At 35.5% G+C, this 19,922-nt stretch carries 18 protein-coding genes and 2 pseudogenes; 13 read left to right on the forward strand and 7 right to left on the reverse strand.

Going from position 1 to position 19,922, the window contains the following annotated elements:
• The first annotated feature begins 12 nt into the window (after positions 1-12).
• On the forward strand, positions 13-546 hold the full coding sequence (locus ACIQZA_RS03920) for a dihydrofolate reductase family protein (RefSeq protein ID WP_402880686.1): 534 nt from the start codon (positions 13-15) through the stop codon (positions 544-546).
• A gap of 18 nt (positions 547-564) precedes the next feature.
• On the opposite strand, the gene ACIQZA_RS03925 is transcribed toward ACIQZA_RS03920, so the two are convergent.
• Complete coding sequence (locus ACIQZA_RS03925) at positions 565-1,587, reverse strand: serine hydrolase domain-containing protein (protein WP_402880685.1); 1,023 nt, start codon at positions 1,585-1,587, stop codon at positions 565-567.
• A 160-nt stretch (positions 1,588-1,747) separates the two neighbouring features.
• The gene (locus ACIQZA_RS03930; protein WP_402880684.1) at positions 1,748-2,389 is read right to left on the reverse strand and encodes a class I SAM-dependent methyltransferase; all 642 of its coding nucleotides are present in this window, start codon (positions 2,387-2,389) and stop codon (positions 1,748-1,750) included.
• Positions 2,390-2,765: 376 nt separating this feature from the next.
• Between ACIQZA_RS03930 and ACIQZA_RS03935 the strand changes: the two genes are divergently transcribed.
• Positions 2,766-3,377 (forward strand): P-loop NTPase family protein, encoded by a 612-nt coding sequence (locus tag ACIQZA_RS03935; protein ID WP_402880683.1) that lies wholly within the window; start codon positions 2,766-2,768, stop codon positions 3,375-3,377.
• Here the strand turns inward: ACIQZA_RS03935 and ku are convergent.
• Complete coding sequence (ku, locus tag ACIQZA_RS03940) at positions 3,315-4,133, reverse strand: non-homologous end joining protein Ku (RefSeq protein WP_402880681.1); 819 nt, start codon at positions 4,131-4,133, stop codon at positions 3,315-3,317. The genes ACIQZA_RS03935 and ku overlap by 63 nt on opposite strands.
• A 105-nt stretch (positions 4,134-4,238) precedes the next feature.
• On the opposite strand from ku, the gene ACIQZA_RS03945 reads away from it, so the two are divergent.
• The 3 genes from ACIQZA_RS03945 to ACIQZA_RS03955 all read left to right on the forward strand — a co-directional run bounded on the left by ACIQZA_RS03945 (position 4,239) and on the right by ACIQZA_RS03955 (position 7,198).
• Complete coding sequence (locus ACIQZA_RS03945; protein ID WP_402880680.1) at positions 4,239-6,062, forward strand: DNA ligase D; 1,824 nt, start codon at positions 4,239-4,241, stop codon at positions 6,060-6,062.
• Positions 6,063-6,275: 213 nt separating this feature from the next.
• On the forward strand, positions 6,276-6,719 hold the full coding sequence (locus ACIQZA_RS03950) for a PH domain-containing protein (protein WP_402880678.1): 444 nt from the start codon (positions 6,276-6,278) through the stop codon (positions 6,717-6,719).
• A 38-nt stretch (positions 6,720-6,757) separates the two neighbouring features.
• A complete protein-coding gene (locus ACIQZA_RS03955) occupies positions 6,758-7,198 on the forward strand; it encodes an NUDIX hydrolase (protein WP_400940658.1) in 441 nt (146 codons plus the stop codon).
• 179 nt (positions 7,199-7,377) lie between these two features.
• Here the strand turns inward: ACIQZA_RS03955 and ACIQZA_RS03960 are convergent, their stop codons facing one another.
• Positions 7,378-8,334, reverse strand: coding sequence for an MBL fold metallo-hydrolase (locus ACIQZA_RS03960; RefSeq protein WP_402880676.1), 957 nt, complete (start codon positions 8,332-8,334; stop codon positions 7,378-7,380).
• Between the two features lie 137 nt (positions 8,335-8,471).
• Here ACIQZA_RS03960 and ACIQZA_RS03965 point away from each other — a divergent pair, with 137 nt between their 5' ends.
• Positions 8,472-9,851, forward strand: coding sequence for a methyl-accepting chemotaxis protein (locus tag ACIQZA_RS03965; RefSeq protein WP_402880674.1), 1,380 nt, complete (start codon positions 8,472-8,474; stop codon positions 9,849-9,851).
• 681 nt (positions 9,852-10,532) lie between these two features.
• On the opposite strand, the gene ACIQZA_RS03970 is transcribed toward ACIQZA_RS03965, so the two are convergent.
• Positions 10,533-11,786, reverse strand: coding sequence for a nucleoside permease (locus ACIQZA_RS03970; protein WP_402880672.1), 1,254 nt, complete (start codon positions 11,784-11,786; stop codon positions 10,533-10,535).
• Positions 11,787-12,205: 419 nt separating this feature from the next.
• Here ACIQZA_RS03970 and ACIQZA_RS03975 point away from each other — a divergent pair, with 419 nt between their 5' ends.
• Complete coding sequence (locus tag ACIQZA_RS03975) at positions 12,206-12,418, forward strand: hypothetical protein (protein ID WP_402880671.1); 213 nt, start codon at positions 12,206-12,208, stop codon at positions 12,416-12,418.
• A gap of 1,337 nt (positions 12,419-13,755) precedes the next feature.
• On the opposite strand, the gene ACIQZA_RS03980 is transcribed toward ACIQZA_RS03975, so the two are convergent.
• A complete protein-coding gene (locus ACIQZA_RS03980; RefSeq protein WP_400940674.1) occupies positions 13,756-14,217 on the reverse strand; it encodes an NUDIX hydrolase in 462 nt (153 codons plus the stop codon).
• A 366-nt stretch (positions 14,218-14,583) separates the two neighbouring features.
• On the opposite strand from ACIQZA_RS03980, the pseudogene ACIQZA_RS03985 reads away from it, so the two are divergent.
• The 5 genes and pseudogenes from ACIQZA_RS03985 to ACIQZA_RS04005 form a co-directional block, all read left to right on the forward strand.
• Positions 14,584-14,883, forward strand: a pseudogene (locus ACIQZA_RS03985) (IS110 family transposase); the annotation flags it as partial.
• Positions 14,884-15,214: 331 nt separating this feature from the next.
• Entirely contained in the window at positions 15,215-15,559 is a 345-nt protein-coding gene (locus tag ACIQZA_RS03990) for an ArsR/SmtB family transcription factor (protein ID WP_400940677.1), read from the forward strand.
• A gap of 29 nt (positions 15,560-15,588) precedes the next feature.
• Entirely contained in the window at positions 15,589-16,101 is a 513-nt protein-coding gene (locus ACIQZA_RS03995) for an SRPBCC domain-containing protein (protein ID WP_400940679.1), read from the forward strand.
• A 381-nt stretch (positions 16,102-16,482) separates the two neighbouring features.
• Positions 16,483-16,863 carry a VOC family protein gene (locus ACIQZA_RS04000; RefSeq protein ID WP_400940682.1) on the forward strand — a complete coding sequence of 127 codons (381 nt, stop codon included), beginning with the start codon at positions 16,483-16,485 and terminating at the stop codon, positions 16,861-16,863.
• Between the two features lie 89 nt (positions 16,864-16,952).
• Positions 16,953-17,438 carry an HD domain-containing protein gene (locus ACIQZA_RS04005; RefSeq protein ID WP_402880668.1) on the forward strand — a complete coding sequence of 162 codons (486 nt, stop codon included), beginning with the start codon at positions 16,953-16,955 and terminating at the stop codon, positions 17,436-17,438.
• 64 nt (positions 17,439-17,502) lie between these two features.
• Here the strand turns inward: ACIQZA_RS04005 and ACIQZA_RS04010 are convergent.
• Positions 17,503-17,586 (reverse strand): annotated as a pseudogene (locus ACIQZA_RS04010) (YjcZ family sporulation protein); the annotation flags it as partial.
• Between the two features lie 148 nt (positions 17,587-17,734).
• Between ACIQZA_RS04010 and ACIQZA_RS04015 the strand changes: the two are divergent.
• Complete coding sequence (locus ACIQZA_RS04015) at positions 17,735-18,592, forward strand: collagen-like protein (protein WP_403009851.1); 858 nt, start codon at positions 17,735-17,737, stop codon at positions 18,590-18,592.
• Positions 18,593-19,922: the final 1,330 nt, after the last annotated feature.

A 19,922-nucleotide genomic window follows, 5' to 3' on the forward strand; every position in this document is an offset into this window, starting at 1 on the left:
GGAGATGACAGTATGTCACGAGAAATCATTTTATATATTGCGACTAGTTTGGATGGATTTATTGCGAAAGAGAATGATGATTTACAATGGCTAGAAGAAACAGAGGGGGAAGGGGATGCTGGCTATTCAGACATGTATCAATCCATCGATACTATTATTATGGGCAAGAGAACGTATGATTACGTTGTAGACCATATTGAGCCTTTTCCATATTCCGATAAGAAATGTTATGTATTCACAACATCACGATCTGGTAAAAACGAACATGTTGAGTTTGTGAATGAAGAAGTTGTAGCGTTTACGAAAAAATTAACGGAACAGGATGGCTCAAAAATTTGGATGGTAGGTGGGGCAGAAATTCTCGATGCCTTCATGAAGGAAGCGTTAATAGATGAAATAATTATTACAGTTACACCGCATCTTTTAGGCTCTGGAATTCCACTGTTTAAGGATCATAACCCATATCAAGATTTGAAGTTAGTCAATACACAACGCTGTGGGCAAATGGTGCAAATGCATTATGAGGTGAAGAAAGAGGCTGAATGATAGCCTCTTTTTCTGTTTTTAGTCATGCGAATGGTAGATTTCACCCATGATACCCTTCATTTGATGCGTACCTGTATCAGTATTGGTCATCATAACAATTCCTTGTTCGAGGTGTGGATAGGCTACTAGCATACATTGAAACCCAGTACCCCAGCCAAGAGAAGAAAATTCGAGCTTTTCGCCCGTGCCATCTAGAAATACCCCAAGGCCCGCCCATTCTTTGCATCCCTGTGGACGGCACAGTTCATTTAGTTGTTTTGTCGTAATGCCAATTTTACTTTGTCCTTTAACAACTGTCATTACATCCAGTAATAATTTTGTTAAATCGCTTGGGGTAGTCCATATACCACAAGCCGCAATATAAGGGTAAATAGAATAGTTCCCTGGAATTAATGCCCCACTTCGATCGTGACCACATGCGAAATTATCTAAATTTGATGTTGAAAGAGAAGTAGAGAATGTACTGTTCGTCATGCACAGTGGTTTAAAAATAATATTGTCCATGAGATGAGAAAAAGGTTTTTGCGTTATATCTTCAATTAATAATTGAATAAGACAAAAGCCTGCATCAGAATAGTGAAATTTACTTTCAGGTTCAGAAGTCACTTCGATTGAAGTAGGGCAATAAGGAGTTGTACCATTCAATATTTCCACCATGGACGGTATTTCGTGAAAAGATTCTAGTTCCATAAAACTGCCCTCAGGATCCACAATACCAGATTGATGACATAGTAAGTTGCGTAATGTAACTTTTTTGTGCTTTGTCAATTGATTGTCAGGAATCTTCCATGAAACTAATTTTTTATTAACATCTTCATCTAAATCTACCTTCCCTTGTTCCACTAATTTCATCACTAAAATACTTGTTAGAAACTTACTGATCGAGCAAGCATTAAAAATGGTATGCTCATTAACTTTTTTATCGGTACCTGCCTCCAGAACACCGAAATGACCTGTGTTACTGATTTTTCCCTTATCGATAGCTACTAGACTTAGGCCAGCAATACGGTAATGCTCCATGCGTTCACGAATGTTTATCATCTACTTAGCTCCTAATTTTTTCTTAATTACAACAGAATGTCGGAACTGGTGTTCGTTTTTTCGTTTTGTTTTAGTAAATGTGCGTGTACAATCATTGATGGACTATCTTTTGTAAAGTCATTTTTGTTCCATGATCCATATATGTGTAACACTTCGATTGTTATTCTAATAGCCTCTTCATTTCCATTGGATATGTATAGCGAAGTCGAATTGAATCTTCGAAGGTAGCGTGTTCTAGCTTATTTATAGAACGGCAAGTTAAGATTTGTGTGATAGGGTCATATTCTTCACGATGCTGAATAGTTAGTTTTCCACCTTCGCTATTGACTGAACTTTCTTCGTATTCATCTACGATAGACAGTTCACTTAGAACGAATACAAATTCTCCTCCTGGATGTAAGTGCTTTTTAACGGAATGGAATAAAGCATTTTGACTTTCATTACTTAAAAAATGTTGCAATGCATTTCCTGTCATAAAGACAAAATTTGATGTGATTGGTAATTGAAGCTGTGTACAGTCTTGCACAGTAAAATGTACATTAACATTCTCCTTTTTCGCTTTTTCAATTGCCAATTGCAGCATCCCTTCATGGATATCTACTGCATAAACATTGAATCCCTGCTTGGCAAGCGGAATAGCTAATCGGCCAGTGCCACAGGCTAATTCAATTATCGTATCATTATTTTTGTTAAGAAGATTTTCAATAAAATATAAATCCACGTTATAATTTTCATGAAGTGCATCATATTCAATAGGGTTATTATATTTCTCTAAATTTCCACTAAACTCATTTTGATACATACAATTTAGCTCCTTCAAATTTATCTTTATTTGTAAGAATATTGTACAATAAATATAATATTCTTACAAAACGGACTAATAGCATAAATGTGGGTTGATTTCCGTTCCGGCTGGGCGCTTTCCTGGGGGCGTCCGATGAGCCGCTTCACTCGCGAGGCTCGCTCCAGGGTCTCGGGCCAACAGGATGTTGGTCACGAAGGCGTTATCACAGGACGTGATGCTTTTAGCCTTCGTTCCTCTATATCGCTAATCCCCAAGGAGTCGCCCAGCCTCCACTCCAATCTACTTAAAAATGTCTCTTTTTAATAAATTTCCATCCCTAAGTTTTAGTGATGAACCAATAAATAAACAAATTATAAAGGATAGGGGGATTCTTTTGAACAAGAAATTTCCACGCAAAATACATATCATAGGCTCTGTTGCTAGTGGGAAAACAACTTTTGCGAAAGAATTATCCACGAAATTAAACATACCATATTATGAATTAGATAATGTTGTTTGGATAAGGCAAAATTCCGGTGATATTAGAAGGACCGATCAACAAAAAGTGGATTATTTAAATAATATTATTCTTACAAATGCGTGGATTATTGAGGGCGTTCATAATGAGGACTGGGTAGCACTAAGCTTTTTGAATGCCGACTTAATTATTTTTTTAGATACAAATTATTTCATCAGAATCTATCGAATAATAAAAAGATTTACGCTACAAAAACTCGGTTTGGAAAAGTCCAATTACAAACCAACTTTTACGATTTTTATTAAAATGTTTAAGTGGAATTGTTATTTTGAGGAGATTGGCAAACCTAATTTTTATCACAAATATGGAGTATATTATGACAAGCTTTTGGTCGTATCAAGTAAGAGGCAGATTTTTAAAAAAAGCATATCCAAAAATAATGGATACGCTTCTTCCGTGTACATTTTAAGCATTTTTTTTCGTTCTCGGTGCTCGTTTTCTTGTTGCTGGCTTTTTTGTTTTTTCTAATGAGGCTTGAAGAGCTGTCATTAAGTCCGTAACGTTATCAGGTACTGGACGTTTATCGCTTGTCGAGATTGTATTTGTAGCTTTTTTCTCCTCTATAAGCTCCATTAAAGCATTGCGATAGTCATCTGTATATTTTTCAGGATTAAATTCTGTTGTTAATTGATCGACTAACATGAGTGCGGTTTCTAGCTCTTTTGGAACAATGTTTTGTTCACTTGGAATACTTGGAACATCACCAACACTCCTTACTTCATCAGGGTAATGAATCGTTTCCATCACTAAAGCGTTTTGATAAACACGGACAATTGCTAATTGCTCTTTTGAACGGATAATAATTTTGGCCACACCTATTTTTCCAGATTGTTCTAATGTTTGACGTAATAGGGCATAAGCCTTTCCGCCAGTCGCATCAGGGGATAAAAAATAAGTACGTTCAAAATAAATAGGATCGATTTCAGTTAATTTTACAAAATCAATGATTTCAACTGTCTTATCTTCATTTTCCTTCCGCAAGTTCTCTATTTCTTCTGGATCTAATACGACAAACTTATTTTTGGCATATTCATATGCTTTAACAATATCCTCATCTTTTACTTCTTGGTTACAGCCTTCACAAACCTTTTTATAGCTAATAGGGGTATGGCATTCTTTATGGAGTTGTCGTAATTTAATGTCTTTATTTTCAGTTGCAGCATGAAGTTTTACTGGTATATTGACAAGACCAAATGAGATGCTGCCTTTCCAAACTGTATGCATTTGTATCACCTCGTTTTTTCTTACTATGATATATTTTGCTTATTTTTATGTATCTTAAAGTGAAATCGTCAAAAACTGAAGGTAAAAAGCAAAGTAGGTATTTAAATGAAACCAATGCTATTAACAGAAGTGCTCGAAACGCCTATCGGTGAGGAATGGATGTACGAAACAAAATATGATGGATTTAGATGTATGTTAGTATGGGACGAACAGCCGATGCTAATAAGCAGAAATGGCAATAACTTAACTCACCTGTTTCCAGAGATACTTGATTTTTGTAAAAGCATATTTAATCACATTAAAAAGTTTTTACCATTAACATTGGATGGTGAATTAGTTTGTTTAACGAATAACTTTAAAAGTGATTTTTCACTTGTCCAAAAAAGAGGGCGGATGCAAAACAAAGAGGTTATTGCTACGCATGCAAAAGACTTTCCTTGTCATTATATTGCGTTTGATTTACTGAGCTATAAAGGGGAGTCGCTGAGCAATAAATATTTAAAAACACGCAAACAGCAACTTTCTAAGCTTTTTACAACTTTAAAGCTCCCGGCGACTGTCAATTATGAGGATTCATGTCATTTGCAAGTGATTAACTGTGTGGAACATAGTGAGCCTCTTTGGCAGGCTATTAAGATTTACAATGGAGAGGGAATGGTTGCAAAGAAGAAAACGAGTAAATGGATAGGAGATACACGCTCGACCCATTGGGTAAAAATAAAGAATTGGAGATATGTAACCGTCATAGTGACGAAATATGATCATGGAAATGGTTATTTTCATGGCAGTATTTATCAACAGGGAGTGTTAGTTGAAGTAGTTATTTTTAAACATGGAATGTCAGAGGAAGAGCGGAAAACACTCATAGCATTTTTTCAAGCAAATGGACAGAGGAAAAATGAAACATGGGAGCTGGAGCCATCCATTTGCCTTGATATTGCCTGTATTGATTTCGATGGAAGCAAATGTCGAGAACCGCGTTTCCATGCATTCCGACTGGAGATGTTGCCAGAGGACTGTCATTGGCAGCATATGCAACGTCAACTTTATCCTATCCCTGATTCGGTGCAGATTACGCATCCTGAGAAGCCTGTTTGGCCTGAAATCGGTATTACGAAGGATGATTATTTGTATTATTTGCAAATGATTTCTCCGTATTTGCTTCCTTTTTTGCGAAACCGACCACTTACGTTAATACGATTTCCTCATGGAGTGCCTGGTGAAAGCTTTTATCAAAAAAGTAGTCCTGAGAAAATACCTGCATTTGCTTCAACAGGATGGATGGACGATATTCATTATCTTGTATGCAACAATCTTGAAGCATTACTATGGTTAGGTAATCAGCTTGCATTAGAGCTGCACATACCATTCCAAACATTGCAAACTGAGCATCCGACTGAGATTGTTTTCGATTTAGATCCTCCTTCTGTTGAGCAATTTTCACTTGCTGTTACCGGGGCACTGGATTTAAAGGAAATTATCGATTATTTTAAGCTACAATCTTTTGTTAAAACATCAGGAGGCAAAGGCATACAGTTATATATACCGTTACCCGAAAATGCCTTTACTTATGAAGAGGTGCGAGTATTTACTGAATTTGTTTGTCGTTTTTTATGTGAGCAAAAACCGGAATTGTATACAATCGAACGATTAAAGAAAAATAGACATCAAAAATTATATTTAGATTATGTGCAGCATGCAGAAGGCAAAACGATTATTGCTCCATACTCGACTCGTGGCAACGAAAAGGGGTTAGTGGCAACGCCATTACACTGGGAAGAAGTCAATGAGCATTTAACACCAGACCTCTTTACTATTCCCGCTGTACTGGAGCGAATGAAAAATGTGAGCAACCCATTTAAAAATTTCCGTCAAGTAGGGGAAAGTCAGGATTTTAAATTAGCTTTAGAGCGTTTAAAAGAGCAATGATGTGCTTACTATGTATAACCAGGCTGATAAGAGCAAAACTTCGATAAAAGGAACAAGCGTCGGCATTATTGTCGGTGCTTTAATAGCTTTAGTTTTGTTTAATAAATCGAAAATTAATGTTAAATTACTTATAAGGTTGAGTTTACTTATTATTTCTGTTCGTTAAATTGGTGATTTTTTAGCGAAGATTAATAAGAAAGGGGGATAACTATTATGGTTTATCAAGCAAAAGCAAATATTTTTTTCACAATCATTATGTTTTTATTGGTTTGGATATTTGGCGCTATATCACTTCTTCCGTTCATCACATCTTTATCAACTGTTTTTATTATGTCAACGGCCTTTATTGTTTCAATAGTTTTTATTTTTTGGTACGCAAATTCGATTAAGTTTGTTTTCTGTGAAAATTATCTTTTAGTCAAAGGTGGGCCATTCAAAAGTAAGATTCCGTATCAAAGTATAACAAGGGTTTCTCCTACGACAGATAAGTATACTGGTTATCAAATTTCATCATCTGATAAGGGGCTGGAAATATTTTATAAAACGGCAGCCAATGGTCGTATAAAAATTTTACCAGAAGATAAAATGAAGTTTATTTTAGAGTTAAAAAAACGATGTCCTAATGCACAGATTTCGCAAATTCAAAAATTTGAGTAATTAAAACCTATGCAAATGAAAAAGGTATGAGGTGAAAAATGAAAATCGAATTTTATGATATTGGTTCAGTAAATGAAGAAGAGTTAGGATTTTCTGTGATAAGTGCTTATTATCAGGGACAATGGGTTTATGTTAGACATTTTAATCGGCAATCTTGGGAGATACCTGGTGGTCACAGAGAACCAGGTGAGATGATTGATGAAACGGCAAAAAGAGAGTTGTTTGAAGAGACTGGATGTAAAGAAATTAACCTATCACCAATCTGCGATTATTCAATGGATGATTCCTTAAAAAAAGTTTATGGAAGATTATACTTTGCAAGGATTAAGGAAATTGGTCAATTACCTGTTTCTGAAATTGATGAAGTAAAACTTTTTAGTAGTCTACCAAAATTTCTAACATATCCTGAGATTCAGCCCAGGTTATTTAAAAAAACACTTACTTTTATAAAGACTATGGAGATTTGTACTAAAGAATAAGAATGAGGAACTATATTTTTAGGTTCCCTTGTAATTTTTTTATTAGTTTTTTTAATTAATGCAGGTTTGAAGGGGAGGTTGGTTTTATTGAATTGACAATTCCCTTAGTCGATAACTGTTGAAGAAAAAAGAACATAAAAGAAAACAGAGAGGATTACTCCTCTCCAGTTAAGTCTGCTTTAATTTTGGGAATTCTTTTTCTCTAAGTAATCCAGAATCCCCATAGACGAAACAATGGTATCGAATGGGATTGTTTGATAAACCGGATGATTTTCTGAGATGCCATTTTCCTGTAAGTAGTTATACAAAAGTTCCTTCAAGCGAGTATCTAAAAATTGTACTTGTTCTTTAAAATCGCTAGATACCGTTAACGCCTTTTTCCCCTCAGCTAAAAATAGCGGTGTCCAGTAGCGCACTTGTCTATAAGCTTCAGCTGGATTTTTATAAGCACCGAAATGACCGAAATACAATTCTGAAGCATTTAATTTTTCATAAAGCTGGATAGACTGCTCCATTGTATCTGGATCATACTGATTCGGTGAAGTGGAGGGAATAATTAAATCAATGGATTCGTTCTCCATTTCCGGATAACGTACACCAGTAGTATCTCCTACAAACAAGCCATTCGTAGCAGAATAATGCATAGATACATGATGCCTTGCATGACCTTCTGTATGATAAAACGTTAACTGATGTTGACCTAAAGATAGTACTTCCTCATGTCCAATTTCTATAATGCGTTCAGCATCGATAGGAACAATTGGATCAAATAGACGATCGAATTCTGCTCCATAAACACTCTGCGCACTTGCAATTAGACGACTAGGATCAACCATATGAGATACACCTCGTGGATGTACAACGAATGTTGCATTTGGACAGCTTTGTAAAAACAAGCCTGCACCTCCGGCGTGGTCTAAATGAATATGCGTAACAATTACATATTGAATATCCTCTAGAGAAATATGTAATTCATCTAAACCTTCTACTATAAATGGCATAGACGGACTGGCGGAAGTCTCGATTAATGCAATTTTTTCATCGATAAGCAAATAAGAGCTTGTACGCTGTTCCCGATTTAAATCGTGTGTATCAATACAATAAAAATTTGGTGCAAGTTTTTGGACGCTCCCCATTAAATGATCCCCCTTTATTTTCGAAGCGTATTAAAAATTCTCTAAAACGCATTTTTTATCTACAAAAAGTAGTTGTTATACTTTATAATAATAGTAAAATGCAATGAATGTCCATTCATTTTTTAGGGGGGACTATTATGGAGAAAAATATTCGCTACGATACAAGAAAAGTCCATCGTGTTAATTTAGCCATTATTTCAATTTTGGCTGTTTTAATTTGTGGACCGTTGATACTCTCAAAGGGCATTATGTTCTTATTTGTTGGACTAGCCGTTATGGCATTAGCAGTTTGTAATTACTTTTTACCAATTAACACGTATGTTAAAGGCTTTATTTTTGGAATGATTCCTTCAAGTACTGTTTTTGCTTTATTTTTAGTTGATAGTTTTTCATTAAATAAACATTATATTTTACTTTGTTCGGTGGCCATTATCGCCCTTTATTTTAAAAAAGAATTACTTGTATTTTTTGGTGTGCTGACAAATATCAGCTTTCTGATTCTTTATATGGCTAATTCGAAATCATTATTAGGGCAATTTGATGATATGACTGTATTTATAACGCTATTTGCGATAATGAATGGCGTCATTATTGCATTATATTTAATCGCTAAATGGGGCAATGAACTAATTGAACATGCTACAATTCAACAAAATGAAGTGAAGGCGTCATTAAATGAGCTTGAAAATACGTTTCAGGAAATTGAAAAAAGTAGTCAAGCGTTGGATGAACACGTTACACAATTCCAACAAACAATGCAGCGAATATCTGGATCAAGTAAACAAATTCTTATAGCTACAGAGGATATTTCCGCAAGTATTCAGCAGGAGTCATCTAGCTTGCAAATGATTCATGGCACGATGAAGGAATCTGTGCATTTTGTCAACGAAACATTCTCAATTTCAAAGGATACTATTTCTAAATCTACTGATTTGCAGCAAGAGATATTAGTAGGATGGGAGAAAATGCAAGATGCGATGGTGCAAATGGGCGTTATGAATCAAGCGATGAGTTCTACAGCTGAAACTGTGAATGAGTTACAGACAAGCTTGAAAACGGTAGATAGCTTACTAAAGGGCATACAGCATATTGCAGAGCAAACGAATCTACTTGCTCTTAATGCTGCAATTGAAGCGGCAAGAGCGGGGGAGCATGGTAAAGGATTCGCCATTTCTGATGACGGTGAAAAAGCGTTACAACAAGGGGAAATACTGTTACAAGATGTAAGCAACTTCTTTACTATTTTAAAAGATTCATTTTCAAAGTCTAACTTCGATTTAACAAGAGGAATGAATGAACTAAGCAGCGCTATTTCGCAATTTGAAACAATCCAATTACAGATTGAAAAGCTTAATGATATGACCGAACAAAATGCGACTTCCACAGGAGAGATTGTACACTCGGTGGAGGACGAACATAATATGCTAGAGATGATGACGAACACAACTAGTCGTATTCAGGAATTAAGTGATACATTAAAGTCGCTTGTTATGAAAAAGGAAAGGGAATCTTTTTAAAAAACGAGAAGCCTATAAAGGTTAAATGGTAGATAGCCAATTAGTTGACTAAAAGAGACTGTGACATAATTATATTTCCAAGAAGAAAATAAAATTTCACATTAGAATAGCGCAAGAAATCAACGTTTTTAAATTGATTTCTCGCGCTTTTTGAGGTTTTTAATAGCTTTAATAATTGGTATCGTAGGTATCATTACAACAATACTATTTACTAAAATTTGAAAATATTTGATTATACAAAAAAACGGGTCGGCCCCGTACTGTTGATGTTTTTAACAATTTGGAGGTGCAGGTTTTTAGCCTTTGATTTCAAACCAATGAAAGTGTTCACTTAAAATACCATCCATTTATTCGACATTTGGCGTTTAAAATTGACGAAGAAGACCTTGAGCATGTATAAGAGTGGTTGTCTTCAACTAAACAGCAACCTCTAGTTCTATCAAATATTCCACATGCTAATGCGGCAATTTACTTTTCAGACCCAGATGGTAATTCATTAGAATTAATTACACCCTTGAAACTAGATGATGTTGAGAGCTTTGATGAAATGTCTATTGAAGAGTGGAGAAAAAATTATTCCTTGTAGCGGAATTTGCGTAATTCTTTAAGTAATTCTATTACAGTAAAGAGCCTTACACCATGGACGGTAAGGCTCTTTCTTTTCCTTGAAGAAATAATGCACTATTTCATTGTTACATTTTTCATTTCATTACTGGCATGGTTATATTTAAAAACGATGGCAAAAATGATGGCCAAAACGAGTGTATACGCTCCAAAGAACAACCAAATATATTGCCAATTCCTTATTCCGTCAACTGTAAAATAATCAACTACTTTTCCACTAATAACAGCTCCTAAATAGGCACCTATGCCATTGACCATTGTACTAAATAATCCTTGAGCACTACCACGAATGCGGTGGTCGACTTCTTTTTCCATAAAAATGGCTCCCGAAATATTAAAGAAATCAAAGGCGCAGCCGTAAACAATCATTGATAATAACAATAAGAAAAATCCTCCGCCAATTGGGTTTCCATACCCAAAGAAAACAAAACGTAATGTCCATCCCACCATACTGATCAGTATTACATTTTTAATGCCATACTTACGTAAGAAAAATGGAATGGTCAGAATAAAGAATACCTCTGAAATTTGTGACACTGATAATAAAATAGCTGGGTATTTTACCGCAAAGCTATTTTTATAATCAGGGTTTAAGGCGAAGTCGTGTAAAAATGGATCACCAAATGTATTAGTAATTTGAAGCGCAACACCTAATAGCATTGCAAAAATTAAAAACAACGCCATTTTTTTATCTTTAAAAAGAACAAAAGCGTCTAGTCCCAAAAGGCTTACCAACGACTTGCCCTTAACTGCATTAGAAGGTGGGCATGCAGGAAGTGAAATTGTATATAGTGCAAGTAGCAACGAAGAGCCGCTAGCAATAAAAAGCTGAATATTACTTAATTCAATTTTGGCAAGACTAATAATCCACATCGCAAGAATAAAACCAATTGTCCCATAGACACGAATAGGTGGGAAGTCCTTTATAACATCAAGTCCTTTGTCTTCCAGGTAAAAATAAGAAATGGTATTCGATAAAGCAAGTGTTGGCATATAAACGATTGAGTTAAAGAGCATTACCCAGAACATCATTGAAGGATCTGAAATTTGAGCAGCAGAAAATAGGGTAATCGCACCGAGGAAATGCAATATTCCGTATAACACATTTGCTTTTACCCACCGATCTGCAATAATGCCTATAAGGCTTGGCATAATAATGGCTGCAAGACCGTTAGAACTATACACGACTCCAACTTGCGCACCAGTAAAATGCAACGTATTGATCATATAAGAACCAAATGTAACAAGCCAAGATCCCCAAATAAAAAACTGTAGAAAAATCATTATTTTAAGACGCAATGTTATATTCATTTTTTCCTCCTTTAGAAAGTGATGGAGTTTTATTTACTTTGTGATGTTCTGCGCTAATGTTGCTATTGAGTACGCATTTGTAGAAGTAGGAGAAGTTACTGTTTTAGACTTTAGAACATACCTACAGCATTTGCTCCTAATGACAGATTCATACGAATTTTATTGGAGTTTCTTCTGTTGATTCTTAGATAAGAATTAACAGAATTGTTTTGTGTAAATCGCGGCAATGTATACGCTTTTCACGAAGATGCTAAAACGTGAAAAAATACTGCAAGGAGGATTTTACCTTTATTAAACCAACATCTGTATATCTCGTTTCTAAAACTTGTACTAGCTCTTAAATTTTTCATGTGCAATCTAGTTGCTAAATAATATAATTATTGAGTGATGTAAAAACTTAAAGTTTAGGAGTAGGTACAATGTTTATTATGGCAATATTGGTCACTTTAATTTTCGGTAGTTTTTCTTACATGTTGTTAAAGTTTCCAGAAGATTTTTTAAAAATGAGTTCCTTTTCAAATAAATTTACTGAGAAACCATTTTTAAAAAAGTTCGTAAAGTTTACGGGCTGGTGGTTTTTAATACTAGTGGTAGGCGTGTGGATTATAGCAATCATCTCTTTATTTGAATAAAATTATGAGAAGTAGTTGAAAAGCATGGCTGATAATGAGGATTGTCATTTTAACACATAGTTAGGGGAAACTAAGGGATAACATTTCTATACATATTGATCGTAACTTTTTAAAAATAGTGATAATTTTTTCCGCTTTCCAATTACCTCTATTATACGCAGTGCGATTTATATACAAATTCGCACTGCATTTTTTGTAAACGAGATTACTGTGTATTTTTTGGTCCATCATTTTAATAATGATGTGATTAATAATAAAATCCAATCACTTTACGCCCGAGTGCAGAACTTGAAGCGTTGTTTGAGTGACAAAAAGAAGGAGAAGGAACACGCAGCGAAATTTTGTTTTTTGAGAAGAGTTTGGCCTTCTAAAATCAAAATCATTCCCGTCGAAAAGATGGCTTGTCAGTTACACTAAAATATTGACAGTCCCTTCAAACTTTTCACTGACTGCAATTTTTAACCTACAGTTTAATTGGTAGTTAGAAGTTAATAAATTTGTAAGGAATGGGTAAGAAAAAAGAGAAAATCGATTTGTACAATTTAAAGTAGTAACTGGGAAAATTAAATGACTCATAGTGACAATTATCTGTTATTGGTGGTATAAAAAGCATATGAAGCGGAGAGAGGTGACTCCGCAGAAATGCCTGATTTAGGTATGAGGAATGAGATGGCTCAAACAACGCCTGCGCAAAGCTTTCTCTCGAAATGAGATGTGCAGGAAAGTACATATTTGGGTGAAGAGCTATATGTAAACTTAGAATCTGGAACAGGGAGAATTTTACATGCAATTAACAGATGTTTTTCCTATAATATCATTAGGTACACCATTTTTTATAACTTTATCAATAGTATCTATTGTGATTGGACTATGCCTGATTTTTTGGGGTCTTGTGAAGCAAAAAAATCATAAAGTACGCTAGCGACATGTTGTATTGTTTTAGGATTTTTAATTATAATTACTCATACAATCCAAATAATTGCGAGAACAATTTAATGTTATAACAAAAATAAAACAGCTAAGCTAGTACAAAAATTGTGACTGCTTCATCAATATCAAAAAGCCGATTTCTCAGTATTCAAATTGAAAAATCGGGCTTTTTTGTTCCATGAATTTAATAAATCCAAAATGACTAAATAGCTTATACTTCTTGAACATTAGCACCTGTTACTAAATAGCCCAGTTCACATGGAAAGATCTTTATGTAAAAAATTTATGATTGAATCGTTTACCTTTTTAGCATGGACTTTTTTAGTGCCAGAGATTTTATTTTCATGGGAGTTGATTAAGAAAAAGGTTGTTATCTCTACCCTTTTTGATGGTCGAACTCCGTCAGATTATTTTATTATGGGCAAAGTCACTTGGTTTACCCAATCCTGAATGAATCGCTCTTGATGTGCGTTCAAAAGTGGTAGGTCATTGCGAGTAAAGAATCTATGTTCGTGGCTTTCTTCTGTTTCATGAATTAATTCTCCTAAAAAACTACTTGAATGGAAAATAATCTGGATGCTGAAGACCTTATCTCCATTCGGATATTCTGCAAATCCTTCTCCTCCTGAATAAAGACCAAACAACTCTAATTGTTCAACTATCAATCCTGTCTCTTCAAATGTTTCGCGGACAGCAGTTTCAAGAAAGGTTTCTCCAGGCTCCATAACACCGCCTGGGATACCCCAAACATCCCGATCTTTTCGATGTTGTAGTAAAATTTGATTCTCTTGTTCAATAATAATTCCACAACCAACAGTCATTAGCACTTCATTTCCAATTAACTTACGAATTGTTTGTATGTAGTTCATTATTTCCCCCTTAAATCATTAATTTTTATTTATTCTTTTAAAGTTAATACGATTATTGTTCCTATAAGTTCCAATTTTCGAAAATTTTTATTAAATTTAACTGCCCCATTAGCCATCCATGTAGCGTAAAAACTAGCGTTACACCACAGAAGATGAAAATGTACTCAGAACGGGTATTGAATACTACGGCTGGGAGAGGAAGGTCGATAAACTATGGTGCCTTAAGCCCTTCCGTTAGTCTGACTCCAACGACCTCGGTGTATCACTGACTGTCGCTCCCTCACGGGAAGCACTCATAGGAGATTCATCCTACTCAGGTTGCCGCACCAGCCCCTAATTTGATTGGCCGTAGAAAGGATGTTTCTAATGGAAGTCATCATTGAACGTGCATGTGGTATGGATATTCATAAGGATTCGATTACCGCATGTATTATGACACCAGAAGACAAAGTGATTCAAACCAAAACGTTTTTTCTATTGCAGTTAATTGATTGGATTAAAGAACATGGTTGTACGCACGTAGCTATGGAAAGTACAGGTGTATTTTGGAAGCGTATTGTAAACATACTCGAGGCTGAGAGTATCAAATTTTTAGTTGTAAATGCCCAACATATCAAAGCGGTTCCCGTTCGTAAGACTGATGTTAAAGATGCGGAATGGATCGCCAAGTCTCCCTGTAAAGTTGTAATATACAAAGGGAATCAAAAATGTACTTGGTTAAACAGGCATTTTCGTACATATTTATTTCAACGTTTATACTTAAGTAATAGCAAGGATTGAAGAGGGGGTGTTTCTATAATTAAGTGTTTTGCTATTAGTATTACTATATTAAAGTGAGAGACAATATTTTGGCTTAAAGGTTGAAGTGGGCTACTTTCTTCAATATTCCTTGACAGGAATATTCTAATTGAGTTATATTGCGATTAACAGGATCATAAAACCTGTGCTGATGTAGATGATAATTTACCGGCGACCATCATTTTACGAGGTGAGCGACATGTCAGGGAAAGTTCTAGGAGTAAACTTAATGACGTTGAGTGCTTTGTCTGAACCAAATCGCATGAATATCGTTGAACTCCTGCGCCAGGGTCCTCTAACCGTGGGTGAGATTGCCAACCAACTGGGATTGAGGCAACCTCAAACTTCAAAGCATCTAAAAGTACTTAGCGACAACGGGATTGTGGAAGTACATGCTGAAGCTAACCGTCGAATCTATAAGCTCCGGCCCGAGCCATTCCAAGCGCTGGATTCTTGGATACAGTCCTTCCAGGGTGTAATGCAAGAAAGATTTGATAATTTAGATGAATATTTGAAAAAATTGCAGAAAAAAGAAAAATCATAAAACCATTTCATCATCAAGGAGGAACTACCATGTCTAACAATTCAATGATATCAAGAGTAGAGAACGATCGCGTACTTATATTAGAGCGCGTTTTCGATGCACCACGAGACTTACTATTCAATATGTTTAAAGAGCCAGAACATCTGAAACATTGGTGGGGTCCGAGAGGATGGGAAATCCCAGTCTGCATAGTTGATTTCCGTCCGGGAGGCGTTTGGCACTACTGTATGAAGTGCGTCGATGAAAACCTAGGTGACTTTTTTGGTATGGAAGCATGGGGAAAAGGGGTTTATAAGGAGATTATTGAGCCTGAGAAGATCAGCTATACCGATTACTTTTCGGATGCTGAAGGTAATTCGAATGACTCCATGCCGTCGACCGAGATTACATTGGAATTCGTCGATTTGGGAGGAAAGACTAAGCTAATAAATCGTGCAGAATATGTGTCTGCAGAGGCCCTTAAGACCGTTATGGATATGGGTATGCTTCAAGGCATCGCAGAAACTTGGGACCGTTTGAATGAGCATGTGCAGTCGCTATAGTAAGGGTTCATCACCAAAAGTTGTGGATGACTTTTGTTAAAACGTCTACTATGTAAAATAGATGATTGGAGTGGAGACTGGGCGACTCCTCGGGGATCAGCAATAGAGGAACGAAGGCTAAAAGCATCACATCCTGTGATAACGCCTTCGTGACCAACATCGTGTTGGCCCGAGACCCTGCAGCGCAGCGGATGTTTTCTGTGCGAAAGCGTAGCGACAGCAACACCAAAAGCGGCTCATCGGACGCCCCCAGGAAGCTCTGCTCTGCGCGAAAGCGAAGCGGCAGCACCAAAGCGCCCAGTCGGAACGGAAATCAACCACACGTTTTGGTGATAATCCATAGTAAGCAAAGTAAGACATTTTAAGGGAGTATAAAAATCAATGATTAATAAAGTCGGTCAACTCATGTTGTATGTTAATAACCAGGATGAAGCAAAAGAGTTTTGGACAGAAAAAGTAGGGTTTAGTGTCATTTCAGAGGAAGATAACGGCCAAGGAATGAAATGGATTGAAATTGCTCCAACCAAAGAAGCAGAGACAACAATTATTCTCCACAATAAGGAATTAATTGCTAAAATGCAACCTGAAATGAATCTTGGTACACCTTCTCTGATGTTCTTCTCTGAAGATTTCGATAAATTATATAATGACCTTTTAAATAAAAACGTTATTGTCGGAGAAATTGTAAATATGCCTTCAGGTAGGATATTTAATTTTGCAGATAATGAAAACAATTACTATGCAGTAATGGCAGCAAAATAATTTTTTAATCAATTTATGAGTGCGGTGCTTGAATAAAAGCATCGCATTTTACTATTGTTCAGCAAAGAGATGTTGAAAGGAGAAGTGAAATGATAATTAGTAGTTTATTATTTGCGAAAGAAAAGCACGAAGGGCAAACAAGAATTGGTGGAAAACCTTATATCAGTCACCCCATTGAAGTTGCAAGTATTTTAGAGAAAAAGGGCTTTTTAGATACTAAATATATTATAACAGCCCTTTTTCATGATTTATTAGAAGATACAGACGCAAGCGAACAAGAGATTTTCTTTTATGGAGGAAAAGATGTTCTAACTGCTGTGAAAATCTTAACTAAAAGTAAGGGCCACAAAATGGAAGTATATATCCAAGATATTAGAAATAATCCCATTGCCAAAATGGTGAAATTAGCAGATCGACTTCACAACTTGTTAAGTGCTTTGGTCGCTAATGAAAAGTTCCGAAAACGTTATGTGAAAGAGACGGAAGAATTTTATCTCGATTTGGCTAAGGGTACACCTTTTGAAGAAGATATTTTAAAGGCTTTAAGTGCATTAAAGGATACTTTCAAATACTGAATGCTTTGAGGAAAGAAACTACAAAAGGGTCACCAGGCTGGAGGCGACCCTTAAATCGAAAATATTAATACTCTCTATTCATGAAAGTAGAGACGATAATAATTAGAAGTATAAATAGAACAACAATTAAGGCAAATGATGAACCATTACCATATCCGCTACGATAGTAAACGTAAAATAAATATAATTATATTATTGGATTACATTTATCTATTTTTCAGGTCATATAACCTAGTGATATGTCTAATTCAATATTTCTAATAAAAATATTATGAAATAGGGGAGGAGGTGATCCTATGAAAATTAATAACTTTCAAAGTGGGTTGAACGGAGAAACGGGAGAAACTGGACTGCAAATAATAGAGGGGAGAATAGGAGCAACAGGGGCAACAGGTCCAACTGGGCTTCAAGGAATAACAGGAAAGACAGGAGCAACAGGAGTAACAGGTCCAACTGGGCTTCAAGGAACAACGGGCACGACAGGAGCAACAGGTCCAACTGGACTTCAAGGAGTAACAGGAACGACAGGAGCAACAGGAGCAACAGGTCCAACTGGGCTTCAAGGAATAACAGGAACGACAGGAGCAACAGGTCCAACTGGGCTTCAAGGAATAACAGGAACGACAGGAGCAACAGGTCCAACAGGGCTTCAAGGAACAACGGGCACGACAGGAACAACAGGTTCAACCGGGCTTCAAGGAATAACAGGAGTAACTGGCACTACTGGTCCAACAGGTTTGAATGGTCCGGGCCTAATGGAAGTTTACTTAAGTACAGATCAATCCGTTGCAAACAATGATTTTCTTGGGATTGGAAGTGCATCAGCTACTTTCATTAAAAATACATTTGTTGTTCCTCAAAATGCAGTTATAACAAGTTTAACTCTTAATATACGAGATCATAATTTAACTGCTGGTGATACTGCATCTGCACAAATATATTTAAGTACAAATTGTGGTTTTACTGCCCCGGTACCTACTGGTATCATAGCAACCATTACAGGACCTAGTACATCTGCTTCGCCAAATTGTTGTACAACTACAACGTCAAATTTCTCAGTAAATAGTTGTACTCTTCTGTCTGTAGAAATAACAACTTCTGGTGGATCTTTTGCAAACGGTGTATCAGCAACTATTCGATATCATTCCCCTTAATGAAAATATTACTAACTGAAACCTTTTGGGGAAACAAATTTAGAAAAGAGTTTTGAAAAAGCCGCAATAACGTGGCTTTTTTACATATTATCATTATATAATATAATTTGATTTATTTGCTTACGCTCCTACTATTAAATATTCCTGTCCAGAAATTGAGTGAAGCAATGAAAATTGCCGTTCGAAATCCAACGTATTTAAAGGATATTAAAAAAACAAATAAGGAAAACTGCTTTAAAGTTTGGAATTAAGACTCTTTTGCCATTAAGCGCCGTTACTCACAGTGCAATATTTGCCTACTGGTGTTACTACAGGATGGTAATATTACGAGAAGTATAAGAAGATGGATTATTATAATTTTGCAAGTCTTGTATATAGAAAACAGGGTACATCTTGGTGCTAATTAAAAGAAGATAGAAATTGAATATAAAATTAATGATAAGTGTAATTATTTATTAACAATGAATATCGTAGGATTTTATATTTACAGAAATAGCAAAGGCTGTTTAGTTACCCTGATGAAAGCATGGATGATTTTTACAAATCGATGCTATTGTTTTTGTTTTACTTGTAGTTAACGGATGGTGATTTATGTTATTGAAAGTCTTATAGCAGTATAAATCCCAATTATGTATAGAAAACTTTGCTCTTAAGTAGATGATTTTAATGGAGAACATGGAAGACTTGGCTCTATTTCATTGTCTAAGTCTGCTTTTTCTTAACATCATAACAATAGCAGGTTATCGGCAAAAGTTGTCTTTCTTCCTTCTGTCATAGCTTAACTCATTCCTTTACTTGAATCTTTTAATTTATTATGACCTGTATATTTTTTTACCCACCTTTTTAAAACAGAGGTACTGCTAATCTCATATTTCGCCAACACCTCCATCTGTGCACAGCTACTAATTTTAACTCTTTTGGATATAATCTACATGAAGTAGCTTCTTGTAATCCTTCACGTCCACCTGCCACATAATTTATTTTCCATATATATAAAGTTTGATGATCTAATGAAAACCTTTCACACAATTCATTGATAGAATAGTAACCTTCTTCAAGTAATATGTAGTTTCAATTCGAGTCCTTAGATAAATAGATTTTATTTTTTAATCTGTCTACCTAATAGGGAGCATATCATTCAGCCGAGCTGGTCTTTTTAATTTTCTTAGTCATAATCAACCATAAGCCTTAAGCCTGATATGGTATCAGTCTATCATTGTATTTACGAGTAAATAAAACTTTGATATTCTATTTATGGAAAATATTTCTTGCGAAAGGGGTGATCAAGGTGTATAAGTGAACAAAAAAATTTTATTTGTATGGGAATAAA

The organism is Lysinibacillus sp. NPDC096382, from assembly GCF_044762845.1.
GTDB lineage: Bacteria > Bacillota > Bacilli > Bacillales_A > Planococcaceae > Lysinibacillus.